This is a genomic window from Herbaspirillum sp. NPDC087042 (genome assembly GCF_044745245.1).
In the GTDB taxonomy this organism is placed as follows: Bacteria; Pseudomonadota; Gammaproteobacteria; order Burkholderiales; family Burkholderiaceae_D; genus Herbaspirillum.
In genome coordinates this window covers 110815-123760 of sequence record NZ_JBIUZW010000014.1, presented here as the reverse complement: position 1 = coordinate 123760, position 12946 = coordinate 110815, and the positions used below count along the sequence as shown (strand labels likewise).

The 12946-nt window shown below is 64.7% G+C and carries 12 protein-coding genes and 1 other RNA gene; 7 read left to right on the top strand and 6 right to left on the bottom strand.

The genetic code is table 11. From position 1 onward, the window contains the following. Window positions 1-240 precede the first annotated feature (240 nt). A complete protein-coding gene (locus ACIPHN_RS18915) occupies window positions 241-720 on the top strand; it encodes a DUF1348 family protein (RefSeq protein ID WP_400438570.1) in 480 nt (159 codons plus the stop codon). A gap of 35 nt (window positions 721-755) precedes the next feature. On the opposite strand, the gene ACIPHN_RS18910 is transcribed toward ACIPHN_RS18915, so the two are convergent. Beyond that, window positions 756-1922: an enoyl-CoA hydratase/isomerase family protein gene (locus ACIPHN_RS18910; RefSeq protein ID WP_400438567.1), complete on the bottom strand. Its 1167-nt coding sequence runs from the start codon at window positions 1920-1922 to the stop codon at window positions 756-758. 72 nt (window positions 1923-1994) lie between these two features. Beyond that, window positions 1995-2328, bottom strand: an RNA gene (gene rnpB / locus ACIPHN_RS18905) — RNase P RNA component class A. A 176-nt stretch (window positions 2329-2504) separates the two neighbouring features. Here rnpB and ACIPHN_RS18900 point away from each other — a divergent pair. From ACIPHN_RS18900 to ACIPHN_RS18885, 4 genes are all read left to right on the top strand, one after another. Next, window positions 2505-3770 (top strand): D-amino acid dehydrogenase, encoded by a 1266-nt coding sequence (locus ACIPHN_RS18900; RefSeq protein ID WP_400438564.1) that lies wholly within the window; start codon window positions 2505-2507, stop codon window positions 3768-3770. A gap of 100 nt (window positions 3771-3870) precedes the next feature. Continuing rightward, a complete protein-coding gene (locus ACIPHN_RS18895) occupies window positions 3871-4623 on the top strand; it encodes an HpcH/HpaI aldolase/citrate lyase family protein (RefSeq protein WP_400438561.1) in 753 nt (250 codons plus the stop codon). A gap of 88 nt (window positions 4624-4711) precedes the next feature. Continuing rightward, window positions 4712-4981, top strand: coding sequence for a type II toxin-antitoxin system ParD family antitoxin (locus tag ACIPHN_RS18890; RefSeq protein ID WP_400438558.1), 270 nt, complete (start codon window positions 4712-4714; stop codon window positions 4979-4981). Beyond that, the gene (locus ACIPHN_RS18885; RefSeq protein ID WP_400438555.1) at window positions 4978-5289 is read left to right on the top strand and encodes a type II toxin-antitoxin system RelE/ParE family toxin; all 312 of its coding nucleotides are present in this window, start codon (window positions 4978-4980) and stop codon (window positions 5287-5289) included. The genes ACIPHN_RS18890 and ACIPHN_RS18885 overlap by 4 nt, the downstream gene beginning before the upstream one ends. 16 nt (window positions 5290-5305) lie before the next feature. Here ACIPHN_RS18885 and ACIPHN_RS18880 read toward each other — a convergent pair whose 3' ends face one another. From ACIPHN_RS18880 to ACIPHN_RS18865, 4 genes are all read right to left on the bottom strand, one after another. Continuing rightward, window positions 5306-6640 carry an MFS transporter gene (locus ACIPHN_RS18880; protein WP_400438552.1) on the bottom strand — a complete coding sequence of 445 codons (1335 nt, stop codon included), beginning with the start codon at window positions 6638-6640 and terminating at the stop codon, window positions 5306-5308. A gap of 387 nt (window positions 6641-7027) precedes the next feature. After that, window positions 7028-8035 (bottom strand): aldo/keto reductase, encoded by a 1008-nt coding sequence (locus ACIPHN_RS18875; protein ID WP_400438550.1) that lies wholly within the window; start codon window positions 8033-8035, stop codon window positions 7028-7030. Between the two features lie 91 nt (window positions 8036-8126). Continuing rightward, window positions 8127-9149, bottom strand: a complete 1023-nt coding sequence (locus ACIPHN_RS18870; RefSeq protein ID WP_400438547.1) for an AraC family transcriptional regulator N-terminal domain-containing protein — start codon at window positions 9147-9149, stop codon at window positions 8127-8129. Window positions 9150-9432: 283 nt separating this feature from the next. Then, complete coding sequence (locus ACIPHN_RS18865; protein ID WP_400438544.1) at window positions 9433-10446, bottom strand: LysR family transcriptional regulator; 1014 nt, start codon at window positions 10444-10446, stop codon at window positions 9433-9435. A 405-nt stretch (window positions 10447-10851) separates the two neighbouring features. Here ACIPHN_RS18865 and ACIPHN_RS18860 point away from each other — a divergent pair, with 405 nt between their 5' ends. Both ACIPHN_RS18860 and ACIPHN_RS18855 read left to right on the top strand, forming a co-directional pair. Continuing rightward, complete coding sequence (locus ACIPHN_RS18860; RefSeq protein ID WP_400438541.1) at window positions 10852-11715, top strand: alpha/beta hydrolase fold domain-containing protein; 864 nt, start codon at window positions 10852-10854, stop codon at window positions 11713-11715. A 10-nt stretch (window positions 11716-11725) separates the two neighbouring features. After that, complete coding sequence (locus tag ACIPHN_RS18855) at window positions 11726-12934, top strand: efflux RND transporter periplasmic adaptor subunit (protein ID WP_400438538.1); 1209 nt, start codon at window positions 11726-11728, stop codon at window positions 12932-12934. Window positions 12935-12946: the final 12 nt, after the last annotated feature.

Below are 12946 nucleotides of genomic sequence, written 5' to 3'. Positions count from 1 at the left end.
ACCTCGTTCAGGGCATTCAAATCGAGGCCGACCCGCCAGGGTCGGCCAGCTGTCCCCTCCCCCTGCAGCAAGCGGCCATCCCCCTCCCGCCGTATCGACCTCCCCGTTTCCAGTACAGTTGCCACGCTCCCTGGCGCATACAGCCTCGTCCATCTGCTGCAAGCGCAGTCTGCGTTTGCCAAGGCTCCTGGCGGCGCCTAGAATTTTCGCCAGCCACCCAACCAGCCCAGGAGACCGTCGATGAACAGCCCCGCCCAACGCCCACCGCTGCCGCCCTTCACTCGCGAGACCGCCATCCAGAAAGCGCGCGCCGCCGAGGACGCCTGGAATTCCTGCGACCCGCAGCGCGTCTCGCTGGCCTATACCGAGGACAGCCGCTGGCGCAACCGCGCCGACTTCATCCACGGCCGGGCCGAGATCGTCGGTTTTCTCACCCGCAAGTGGGTGCGCGAGCAGGATTACCGGCTCATCAAGGAAGTCTGGGCGTACGAAGGCAACCGCATCGCCGTGCGCTTCGCTTACGAATGGCACGACGATTCGGGGAACTGGTTCCGTTCCTATGGCAACGAGAATTGGGAATTCGATGAGCATGGCCTGATGCGTCTGCGCCATGCTTCCATCAATGACCTGCCGATCAGCCAGTCCGAGCGCAAGTTCCACTGGGACCGCTCGGGGCCACGCCCGGCCGACCATCCGGGGCTGTCTGACCTGGGCCTGTAAGCGCGGCCCAGGCCGTTTTTTCCGGCTACGGCGCCTCAGGCGCCCAGGTCGGCCAGCGGATGCTCCTGTGCCGGCCAGGGGTCGGCGAAGAAGCCTTCCACCCACTGCGGCGTGGCCTCGGCCAGCGACGCCGGTCGCCACTGCGGCTTCTGGTCCTTCTCGATGATCAGCGCGCGGATGCCCTCCACGAAGTCGGGACGCGCCGCGCAATGCAGCGACACCACGAATTCCAGCCGGAACACCTGTGCCAGCGACAGATGGCGTACCCGCTTCTGCAGGGCGTAGCCCAGCCAGGCCGAGCCGGGCGATCCCGCGCGCAGCGTGGCGATGGCCTTGAGCAGCCAGGGATCTTCGGTCTGCAGCGCCAGGATGCCCTCGACGATCTCCGGCAGGCTGGGCTGGCGGCACAGCGCCTCGATCTGGTCGAGATGACCCAGCAGGTTGGACGGCGCAAAGCCCGCCCCACCCGCCTGGCTGGATGCCTGGGCAGCGGCCAGCACACGATCCAGCAGCTCGGCATCCCGGCCCTGTCCCCAGTCCTGCGACAGCAGGGCATCGATCACTGCCGCCTTGGACGCATGCGCCACGCGATAATCGGCCAGGCCGGCGAAGAGCGCATCGTTGGCATTGAGGTTGGCCCCGGTCAGGGCCAGGAACACACCGGTCTTGCCCGGCATGCGCGCCAGGAACCAACTGCCGCCCACATCGGGATACAGGCCGATGGTGATCTCGGGCATGGCCAGGCGCGACTTTTCGGTGACCACGCGGTGACTGCAACCGGCCATCAGGCCGATGCCGCCGCCCATCACGATGCCGTGCCCCCAGCACAGGATGGGCTTGGAGAAGCTGTGGATAAGATAGTCCAGGCGGTATTCATGCTCGAAGAACTCGGCCGCGTAACGGTTGCCACGGATATCGTCGCGATCCGGCGCGGCATGGTGCTCGCGCATGGAGCGGTAGAGATGCTGCAGGTCGCCGCCGGCGCAGAAGGCCTTCTCGCCCTGGGCCTGCAGGATCACCATGGCCACGCCCGGATCGGCCTGCCACTGGCGCAACTGGGGCGTGAGCAGCTTGACCATCTCCAGCGAGATGGCATGCAGGGTCTTCTCGGAAGCCAGCGTGGCCACGCCGATGCGACGGCCATTGGCGGCCGTCAGTTCTTCAAATACCACGGGGGCAACAGGTGCGACGGATGGGTTCATGGGGCTCCTGGGTGTCTCGCGCGGAACCCGCAGTGCCCACGGGCCGCAGTCTTGTTATGAAGGGGATGAATTCAATGAAGCAGGCCGGTAGGCCGGATTCTGTTACGGCGGAAACCCGCTATGACAGCCATTCCTCTAGGCGACGGATTGCCCCGCCGCTCAAGCTTTCTACCCGCACGCTCCGCGAGCCACATCAACGCGTGCCTATTTGAAATTGCTCCGGGTGGAGGTTACCGCGTTTCACCGTAACTTAATACGCTCGTCTCTGTGGCCCTATTCCTCGCCTTATACCGGCTTGCACCGGCTTTCGGCGGACGGTCGTTAACCGTCACCCTGCTCTGTGGAGTCCGGACCTTCCTCCCGCCCCATCCTTGCGAACGGGGCCAGCGGCTGTCTGGCCTGCATCGGGCGCTATTGTAGCGCAGCATGGGCACTTCCCGGTCATCAATGACCGCAAAACGGTTTTGCAAGTGCGCACAAGTTCATGCCGATTCGGCATGTGACACTCGCGTGGCTCTTCGGTAGTCTGTTTGGACCGATGCGGCCTGGCCGCCGGTTCTTCACTGACTTTGACGAAACACCATGCATATCTGCGTAATGGGCGCCGGCGTGATCGGCGTGACCACTGCCTACCGTCTGCTCCAGGATGGCCACCAGGTCAGCCTGATCGACGAGCGCGACCAGCCCGGCGCCGGCACCAGCCAGGGCAACGGCGCCCAGTTGAGCTACTCCTATGTGGCACCGCTGGCCGACCCGTCGGTCTGGTCCAAGTGGGCTTACTACACCTTCAGCAAGGATTCGCCGCTGACCCTGCGGCCCACGCTGGAGGCGGCCCAGTACCGCTGGCTGTTCGAATTCCTGCGCTGCTGCAATGCCCAGCGCGTGCGCCGCACCACCATCGATCTGCTCAACCTGGCCTTCTATAGCCGCGACCAGTTGACCCAGTGGAATGCCGGCCTGAACCTGCAGTTCGACTACCTGCGCTCGGGCAAGCTGGTGATGTTCACCGATACCCAGGGCCTGGACGCCGCCGCGCAACAGGTGCAATTCCAGGCGCAATACGGCTGCCAGCAGGAAGTGCTGGGCGCGGCCGCCTGCATCCGCATCGAGCCCTCGCTGGGCCGCTCGCGACGCGACTGGGCCGGTGGCGTCTACACCCCCAGCGAAGAAGCCGGCGACTGCCCGCAGTTCTGCCGCGCGCTGGTGGAGGTGATGCAAGCCGATCCCAACTTCCGCTTCATCGGCAATACCCGCGTGAGCGCCGCGCGCATGCAGGCGGGCGCCTTGCAGGCCGTACAGGCCGGCGACGAATGGATCCGCGCCGACCGTTTCGTGCTCTCCCTGGGCGCCGAGAGCGCCGACTTCGCCCGCCAGGTGGGGCTGTCGCTGCCGCTCTATCCGCTCAAGGGCTACAGCATCACCGTGCCGCTGGAAGACGAGGTCAGCCGTGCGGCCGCGCCACAGGTCTCCATCACCGACATCTCGCGCAAGATCGTCTACGCCCGCCTGGGCCAGCGCCTGCGCGTGGCGGGCCGCATCGAACTGGTGGGCCGGGACCGCAGCATTCCCCAGCGCGCCATCGACGAACTCAAGAGCGGCATGGCCGAACTCTTCCCCGACTGCAAGCTGGGCGAAGATGCGACGCTGTCGCCGTGGACGGGTTTCCGTCCGGCCACGCCCAGTGGCGTGCCCATCGTCGGCGCCTCGCCGGTGGGCAATCTCTACCTCAACATCGGTCAGGGCGCGCTGGGCTGGACCCTGGCCTGCGGCAGCGCGGCGCTGCTGGCCGACCAGATCGCCGGCCGCAGCCGCGCCATCGACGACGCGCCGTTCCGCTATGCGGCCTGATGGCCTGATGGCCTGAAGAGTTTTCATGCGTGGCCGTCGCGTTCGGACTTAACATGGCACATCGCCAGCCGCACGGCTGGCTCAACCATGGAGACGGAACATGCGGGAAAACCGGTTGCGCACCCTGTTCGCACAAAAGACCCTGGCTCTCTCGGGCTGGATATCGATGGGCAATTCGCTGCTGGCCGAGGTGGTGGCGCACAGCGGCTATGATGCCGTCACGGTGGACCTGCAACACGGCCCGTTCTCGATCGAATCGGCCCTGCCCATGCTGCAGGCCATCTCCAGCACCCAGGCGGTGCCGCTGGTGCGCTGCTGCGAGAACGGCCTGGGCGAGATCAACAAGCTGCTCGACGCCGGCGCCTATGGCGTGATCTGCCCGCTCATCAACACCGCCGACGATGCCGAACGCTTCGTGCGCGCCTGTCACTACTCACCGCGCGGCGGACGCAGCTATGGCCCGGCACGCGGCTTCCTCTACGGCGGCGCGGATTATTTCGCCCACGCCAACCGCACCATCCTGACCCTGGCGATGATCGAGACCCGCGAAGGCTACGCCAACGCCCAGGCCATCCTGCAGGTACCCGACCTGGACGGCATCTTCATCGGCCCCAGCGACCTGGCCATCGAACTGGGCCTGGCCCCGGACGCCTACGACCATCCGCGCCTGAACGAAGCCATCGATGCCCTGCTGTCCCAGGCACGCGCGCTGGGCAAGTACGTGGGCATCTTCGCCGGCACCATGGACATGGCCCAGCGCATGAAGGCCATCGGCATGGACCTGGTGGTGCCGGGTACCGACATCCAGCAGATCAAGGCGGAGAGTGCGAGGCGCATTGGCGCGCTACGTTGAGGCGCCTGACTCCTTCCTGTTTGGCAGCATGGACAGATGGCCCTTTCGGCAGTAGGATTAAATCTTATCCACAGGGAAGGAGTCCGCCATGCGAACAACCCAGCAAATGAGCATCACCCTGCCCAACGAGATGGCAGACGTGGTCAAGAGCAAGGTGCGTAGTGGTGAATATGCCAGCGAAAGCGAAGTAATACGCGACGGACTGCGTACCTTGCTGGCGCGCGATCGCGCCGTGGAAAACTGGCTGAACAATCAGGTTGGCCCGGCCTATGACGCCTTGAAGGCTGACCCTTCACGCGCCATCAGCGCCGACCAGCTACGCGCCCGCCTGGCCGCCGAGCACGCCAAGACGCGATGAATTTTCGCGTTGTCTTCAGCCCCGAAGCCCAGGAACAACTTGTCGAACTGTACCGATACATTGCGCAGGCCGCCTCACCAGAGCTAGCGGCCCGCTACACCGACGCCATCGTGAACTACTGCGAAGGCCTGCGCACACTTCCCCTCCGGGGGATACAGCGAGACGATGTGCGAGCGGGCCTGCGCCTCACCCACTACAAGAAGCGGACAGTCATCGCCTACGATGTCGCACCGGAACTTGTCTCCATCATCGGCATCTTCTACGGCGGGCAAGACTTCGAGACCATCTTGCGTGATGACGACGCGTAATCGCCTGTCCTTGTCGTCAATGCTGCCCCGTGCGCCTCAACAGTCGCGACATCACCACCGCACTGGCCAGCAGCAAAGCCGCGACGAAATAGAAGGCGTAATCCATGCTGCCGGTATAGGTCTTGATCTGGCCGATGATCCACGGTGTGATCATCCCGCTGGACACCCCGATGCTGCTGACCAGCGCAATGCTGGCCGCGGCGCCCGCGCCACGGAACACGGTCGATGGCACCGCCCAGAAGATGGGATGGGCGCCATAGATCGACACCGCCGCCACCGCCAATAACAGCAGCGACACCAACAGGCTGGCCGGATGCAGGGTCATGACCACCAGCGAGATCGCTGCTGCGACGATGGACAAGACGAAGTGCCAATGGCGCTCGCGTTGCCGGTCTGAATGACGCGCCAGCAGGATCACGCCAACCGCCCCCACGGCATTGGGAATGGCGGAGTACAGGCTGATCTGGACGATGTCCTGGATGCCCAGATCCTTGATCATGGAAGGCATCCAGAACAGCAGCAGCAACAGCCCCGAGGTCAGGCAGAAGTAGACGAAGGCAAAGCCATACACCATGGGATTGCGCAAGGCCGCCAGCGCGGAATGATCGTCGCTGCCTGGGTGAAGCGCCCTCTCGGCTGCCAGTTCGTTCTGGATCAGGTGCTTCTCGCTCTCCTGCAGCCAGGGTGCATCGGCGGGACGGTCCTTGAGCACCACCAGTGCCAGCAGACCCAGCACGACGGCCGGCGCGCCTTCCAGCGCAAACATCCACTGCCAGCCGTAGTAGCCGGCCACGCCGCCCAGGTGGCGCATGATCCAGCCCGACACCAGTCCGCCCAGCACGCCGGCCACCGCCACCCCCGCATAGAACCAGGAGAGCACGCCGGCGCGGCGCTTGCCCGGGAACCAGAACGTCAGGTAGAACACCACCCCGGGGAAGAATCCTGCCTCGAACACCCCCAGCAGAAAACGCAGGAGGTAGAAATGGGTGGTATCGCTCACCAGCACCATCAGCACCGATGACAGCCCCCACAGCACCATGATCCGTGCAAAGCTCAGACGCGCGCCGAACCTGTGCAGCAGCATGTTGCTGGGGACTTCGAAGAGGAAATAGCCGACGAAGAAGATCACGGCCCCCAGGCTGTACATCGCATCGGTCAAGCCTAGATCCTGCTTCATCTGCAACTGCGCGAAACCGATATTGTTGCGGTCGAGGATGGCAATCACATAGGAAATGAACAGGAAGGGAACGATACGTCGCCACACCTTGCGATAGGTGCTTTCCGCTGCTGCCGTACTGCTGGTGGATGGATTCGTCCCCGCCAAGGGCGTATTGGACGCCTGAATGCTCATGCTGGTCTCCAGAATCTTGTTGTTGTGCAAGACCTCGGCCGTTCTGCGACGGCATGGAAGGTCGACGTGCCGCCGCCGTCATGGGCGCAGCGCGTTAACCATAAGCGAACTTATTTGTTATTGCAAAACAAATCGGATTCATCTGACAGCGGCGTCGCAGGCAGGCAACCACCGGCGACATTGCGCCATGACACTACCGGACAGGGCGAGCGGATACCCGCCTGCGCGCCCGGAAGCGCCCATCAGCGTCGGCAGTGGAAATGAGAATGGAGGGAGAGGATGCCGCAGTGCTCTCGGCACCAGGCAGGAATCACTGCAGCAAGACGCCCGGCATGAATGACGGAGGGGCCGGCCAGGCGCCGGCCCCCACGTCTTGCAAGGGGTGGATCAGCCCCGCACCACCCGCCCGAAGAACGGATAGTTGGGATCGTTATAGCCATGCGTGGAGGCATGACCGGGCGTGACCAGGCTATCGACCAGGGCCTCTTCCTCGGCGCTGATCGCCAGCTCGGCGGCGTCGTAGTAATCCTCCATCTGCGCCAGCGTGCGCGGGCCGGCGATGACGCTGCTGATGGCCGAATTGGCCAGCACCCAGGCGGTGGCGAACTGGCCCAGCTTGATGCCGCGCGCCTCGCAATGCTGTTGCAGGCGTTGCGCGATCAGCAGCGACTCTTCGCGGAATTCGGTTTCCATCATGCGCTTGTCGCCACGGCCGGCGCGCGTGTCTTCGGGCGGCTTCTGGCCCGGCTGGTACTTGCCGGTCAGCACGCCGCGCGCGATCGGGCTGTAGGGCACCACACCCAGGCCGTAGTGCGCGCAGGCCGGCAGGATTTCCACCTCGGGCTGACGGTTCAGCAGGTTGTAGTAGGGCTGGCACACCAGCGGCAGCGGCACATGGTTCTTCTCGCACAGGCGCGCGATCTCGGCGATGCGCCAGCCACGGAAGTTGGAGACGCCAAAGCCACGGATCTTGCCGGCGCGGATCAGGTCGCCCAGGGCTTGCACGGCTTCTTCCAGGTTCTCGTCCTGGTAGTCGCGGTGCATGTAGAGGATATCCAGATAGTCGGTATCGAGACGGCGCAGGATATTGTCGGTCTCGCGCAGGATCCAGTTGCGCGAATAGTTGGATTCGTTGGGCCTGCCGCTCATCGGATTGCCCAGCTTGCTGGCCAGCACCCACTCATGGCGCTGCCCGGCCAGCAGCTTGCCGACGATTTCCTCGGACTTGCCCTTGGTATAGACGTCGGCGGTATCGATGAAATTGACGCCGTGCTCGCGTGCCGACGCGACGATGCGGCCAGACTCCTGCAGGTCGGTCTGGTCACCGAACATCATGGATCCCAGGCACAGGGCCGATACTTTGAGATTGCTCTTGCCGAGGCGACGATAGTGCATGCTGTCTCCGTTGAACGTGGATGGTGAAGGCTTGTGGATAAGATAAACCGGACAACGATTCTAGCGCTCCACGCCGACTCCTGCTGACAGCCTACAACAGCGGCGCTTCTTCCTCCTGCCAGCGGCGCTTGTCGCGCAGCGGCGGCGCGCCGAAGAGGCGACTGTATTCGCGGCTGAACTGCGACGAACTCTCGTAGCCCACCAGGTGCGCCGCCGTGGCCACGCTGGCGTCGGCGGTGAGGATGAGCTTGCGCGCTTCCTGCAGGCGCAGGTTCTTCTGGTACTGCAAGGGACTCATCGCCGTCACCAGCTTGAAATGGTGATGCAGCGAGGACACGCTCATGTGCACGTCGCGCGCGATCTCTTCCACCCGCAGGGCCTGGTCGTAGCCGTCGCGGATCAGGCGGATGGCCTTGGCGATGCGGTTCATCTGGCTATCCTGCAGCACGGTCTGGCGCAGCAGCGCGCCCTGGCCGTTCATCAGCAGGCGATAGAGGATCTCGCGCCGTATCATCGGCGCCAGGATGGGGACGTCGCGTGGCGTCTCGTGCAGCCGCAGCAGTCGCAGCACCGCGTCCAGCAATTGCACGTCGAGCCGGTTCACATACAGGCCGCGCGCGGCGCTGTCGGTGCTGACCGTACTGGCGGCCAGCGGCAGGTTCTCGTCGCCGATCAGGGCGCCGATTTCCAGGGTATCGAGTTCCAGCCGCAAACCCAGGTAGGGTTCCTCGGGGCTGCTCACCATCACCTTGCCCACCACCGGCAGGTCCACCGAGGCCACCAGGTAGTGCATGGGATCGTATTCGTAGACCTCGTCGCCGATCAGCAGGCGCTTGGAGCCTTGCGCAATGACCGCGAAGACCGGGTTCTGCACTGCGTGCTTGGGGCCGGTCGGGCAGGTGATGCGGTAGATGGCCATGCCGGGAATGGCCGTATCGAGGATGCCCTCGGTGCCGGTGGTATAGCGGTCCAGCAATTGCAGCAGTTCCTGCTGCATGGCCTCGAAGCGGGGATCGTCGCCGGCCTGGGCAGGCGGCGTGGTAGCCGCGGCAAGGTCCAGGGCAGGATCGGCCAGCGGGGCAGTGTCGTGGACGGCGTGCAGGTTCAGATCCATGTGGCTCTTTCAGTCAGGGGGTGGCGCGAGCTTAACGCGGCCACCGGCTTGCCTGATTCTCCACCCGGCACCCCTGGAGGATCAGGCAATAAATCAGCAGGATTAGGTATGCCGCCATGCCTGCCCGGCAAGCCGACCGCTGCAAATCCACCACGCTGGCTGGCACACCCGGTGGTGCAAAGCAGCATCAACGGAGAATCGGGCAGGAAATCGGCAGCTTTCGGCACGCGAAAAATGCGACTGGCGTCGCATAATCCACAGCATCACGACAAACCCATCCCACTCAGAACACGCTCTCGGCGATGTTGTACTGCTCGACCACGGTACGCACCGTGGTCTGCTCGGACTTGTTGACGAAGCGGCACTCGTCGTCTTCCATGCCCATGGTGCAAGCCTTGTGCAGCGGGCAGGTGGAGAACAGCTCGGCCACCCAGTCGACGAAGGCACGCACCTTGGGCGAGAGATGGCGGTTGTGCAGATAGACCACCGAGATCGGCAAGGGCGCCGGCTTCCATTGCGAGAGCAACTCGACCAGGCGGCCTTCCTCGATGTGACGCGTGACCATGTAGAGCGGCGCCTGCACCATGCCGAATCCCTGCAGGGCGCATTCCACATAGGCATCGCCGTCATTGACCGAGAGCTTGCCATCCATCTTCACCTCGCGCGTGACGCCATCGACCACGAAATCCCAGTCGATGGTGCGGCCGGTGCGGCTGGAGAAATAATGGACCGACTTGTGCTGCGCCAGGTCCTCGATGGTATGCGGCACGCCATGGCGCTCTAGGTAGGACGGCGCGGCACAGGTGACGGTCTGGAAGGTGCCGATGCGGCGCGCCACCATCGACGAATCCTGCAGCTCGCCGATGCGGATCACGCAGTCGACCGCCTCCTGCACCATGTCCACCGGGCGATCCCCCATGCCCATGACCAGTTCGATGTCGGGGTACTTGGTATAGAAGTCGCACAGGTTGGGCAACAGCAACAGGCGCCCCACCGAGCCCGGAACGTCGATGCGCAGTCGCCCTTGCGGGCCGCGCGTGACGTTGCGGAAGGATTGTTCGGTTTCATCGACGTCGGCCAGGATGCGCACGCAACGCTCGTAGTAGGCCGCGCCATCGGGGGTGAGGCTGATGCGGCGGGTGGTGCGGTTGAGCAGGCGCACCTGCAGCATGCTCTCCAGTCCCTGGATCAGGGTGGTGACGGTGGTACGCGGCAAATTCAGGTTGTCGGCAGCTCGTGTGAAGCTGTTGGCATCCACCACGGCGGTAAATACCTGCATGGCCTGGAAACGGTCCATCGCTCTCTCCTTGGTGCCATCTCCCCGGAGATGACCGGGGCGGCAGACGGGGGCAGGACAAAACGCGGTATGGAACGAGGCGCCGCCCCCGGCGCGCCGACTTGCCATGCTGGATGGATACGGCAAAAAACCGCCAAATCCACTTCAATTTAAACCAAATTACATCAATTCCAAGGAAATTCGCTGTATCGCCCCAATACCGGGACTGCCTTTTCACAGGCCACCCGGACGGGCTGCAGCGGCATTTCCATCGCTATCGGGAGCCCTATTGTGAAGAATTTCCTGGCCTTGATTGTTCTGAACTACCGAACAGTGTTGTTGGATTATAGGTGTTTATTTGAGTCCCTGCTGTGGCGCACAATCCGGTTCAATCTTGGACAAGTGGCTTCGGCCCAGGCGCACATCATGCAAGGCTCGCATTCCGTCAACATCCGCAATTTCTTCGTTCCCGGCCCGCTGGGGCGCATTCCGGTGCGCCTCTACCAGCCGGCGCGGGAGGCCGCCGATGACAGCAAGTTGCCGCTGGTGATGTACTTCCACGGCGGCGGTTTCGTCAGCGGTTCGCTGGACGACGCCGATACTCCGGCACGCTTCATCGCCCAGCACGGCCAAGCCGTGGTGTTGTCGGTGGGCTACGCGCTGGCCCCGGCCAAACCCTTCCCGGCCGCGCCCGAAGATGCCTTCGCCGCCGCCACCTGGGCCTGCAAGCATGCCGCCGAGATCGGCGTGGACCTGGCCCGCATGGTGGTCGCCGGTGACGACGCCGGCGGCGGCCTGGCCGTGGCCCTGACGCTGATGACCCGCGACCGCTGCGGCAAGCCGCTGGCCGCGCAGATCCTGATCAGCCCCATGCTGGACCCGAGCATGCGCATGATCGGCGACGCCGGCCGCCTGCAATCGGACCTCACCGCCGAGAAGTGCGCCGCCAGCTATCGCCAGTACCTGCCGCAGACCATGCAGCGCCTGCATCCCTATGCCGCGCCGCTGGAAGTGAGCCGCCTGGCGGGCTTGCCAGCCGCCTTCATCGCCACCGCCGAACGCGACGTGCTCTGCCCCGAGGCGGAGAAATACGCCTCCAGCCTGATCCGCGCCGGCGTGCCGACGCAGGTCTCGCGCTTTGCCGGCATCACCCATGGCGCCTTGAGCACGCATCTGCCCCTGCTCAAGGAAGTCGTCAATTTCCTGCGTTGCCGCTTCGCCAGCCTGCAAGGCAACGATGACCACCACCCTTACCTGCCCTTCAAGCTCACCCCCTCCACTGCCCTCTGAGGATAAGAACATGCAAACTCCAGCTCCCCTGCGCAAGCGTTTCGCCCTTACCGCCACCGTCCTGGCCGTCATCGCCCTGTCGGTCGGCGGCGCCATCTCGGTGGTCGGTCTCTCGGCCAATGCCAGCACCGGTCCGGCCGCCGCCCCGGCGGCACCGGTCGATGTGGCCGAAGTCGTCAACCGCCAGATCATCGACTGGCAAGCCTATTCGGGCCGCATCGAAGCGGTCGACCGCGTCGAGGTCCGTCCCCTGGTGGGCGGCACCCTGACGGCCGTGCATTTCAAGGATGGTGCCCTGGTCAAGAAGGGCGATGTGCTCTTCACCATCGACCCGCGTCCCTATGAGGCCGAAGTGGCCCGCGCCGAAGCGCAACTGGCCGGTGCCGAAGCGCGTGCCGGCTATACCGCCTCCGACCTGGCGCGTGGCCAGCGCCTCTTGGGCGACAACGCCATCGCCAAGCGCGACTTCGAGGAAAAGCAGAACGCCTCCCGCGAAGCCAGCGCCAATGTCGCCGCCGCCCGCGCCGCCGTACGCGCCGCCCGCCTGAACCTGGAATACACCCGCATCACCGCCCCGGTCTCGGGCCGCATCTCGCGCGCCGAAGTCACGGTGGGCAACGTCGTCAATCCGGGCGCCGCCAATGCCCCGCTGACCACGCTGGTCTCGGTAGCCAAGGTGTATGCCTCCTTCGATGTGGATGAGCAGAGCTTCCTGAAATACGTCAACCCGGCGCGTGCTGCCGGCACCACCGTCCCGGTGGAGCTGGGCCTGGCCAATGAAGACGGCTACTCGCGCAAGGGCCGGGTCGGCTCGGTGGACAACCGCCTCGATACCGCCTCCGGCACCATCCGCGTGCGCGCCGTGTTCGACAACGCCGACGGCCAGCTGGTCCCGGGCCTGTACGCCCGTGTCCGCCTGGGTGGCGGCGAGCCGCATGCAGCCGTGCTGATCGATGAAAAGGCTGTCGGCACCGACCAGGACAAGCGCTTCGTCATGGTCGCCGACAAGGACAACCACGCCAACTATCGCCAGATCCACGTCGGCGCCGGCCAGGATGGCCTGGTGGTGGTCGAGAGCGGCCTGAAGGCCGGTGAGCGCATCGTCGTCAACGGCCTGCAGCGCATCCGTCCGGGCGACGCCATCACCCCGACGGTGGTCCCGATGCAGCCGCAGGCAGCGGCCACCCCGGCCGCCAACACCGCCGCCGGCAAGGCCTGATACCGCACCAGC

Bases quoted from the DNA above. Each gene is read 5' to 3' on its own strand.
- ACIPHN_RS18910 (WP_400438567.1), bottom strand. From the start codon at position 1,922: ATGAACCCATCCGTCGCACCTGTTGCCCCCGTGGTATTTGAAGAACTG.
- ACIPHN_RS18895 (WP_400438561.1), top strand. From the start codon at position 3,871: ATGCGGGAAAACCGGTTGCGCACCCTGTTCGCACAAAAGACCCTGGCT.
- ACIPHN_RS18900 (WP_400438564.1), top strand. From the start codon at position 2,505: ATGCATATCTGCGTAATGGGCGCCGGCGTGATCGGCGTGACCACTGCC.
- ACIPHN_RS18865 (WP_400438544.1), bottom strand. From the start codon at position 10,446: ATGGACCGTTTCCAGGCCATGCAGGTATTTACCGCCGTGGTGGATGCC.
- ACIPHN_RS18885 (WP_400438555.1), top strand. From the start codon at position 4,978: ATGAATTTTCGCGTTGTCTTCAGCCCCGAAGCCCAGGAACAACTTGTC.
- ACIPHN_RS18880 (WP_400438552.1), bottom strand. From the start codon at position 6,640: ATGAGCATTCAGGCGTCCAATACGCCCTTGGCGGGGACGAATCCATCC.
- ACIPHN_RS18875 (WP_400438550.1), bottom strand. From the start codon at position 8,035: ATGCACTATCGTCGCCTCGGCAAGAGCAATCTCAAAGTATCGGCCCTG.
- ACIPHN_RS18860 (WP_400438541.1), top strand. From the start codon at position 10,852: ATGCAAGGCTCGCATTCCGTCAACATCCGCAATTTCTTCGTTCCCGGC.
- ACIPHN_RS18915 (WP_400438570.1), top strand. From the start codon at position 241: ATGAACAGCCCCGCCCAACGCCCACCGCTGCCGCCCTTCACTCGCGAG.
- ACIPHN_RS18870 (WP_400438547.1), bottom strand. From the start codon at position 9,149: ATGGATCTGAACCTGCACGCCGTCCACGACACTGCCCCGCTGGCCGAT.
- ACIPHN_RS18890 (WP_400438558.1), top strand. From the start codon at position 4,712: ATGCGAACAACCCAGCAAATGAGCATCACCCTGCCCAACGAGATGGCA.
- ACIPHN_RS18855 (WP_400438538.1), top strand. From the start codon at position 11,726: ATGCAAACTCCAGCTCCCCTGCGCAAGCGTTTCGCCCTTACCGCCACC.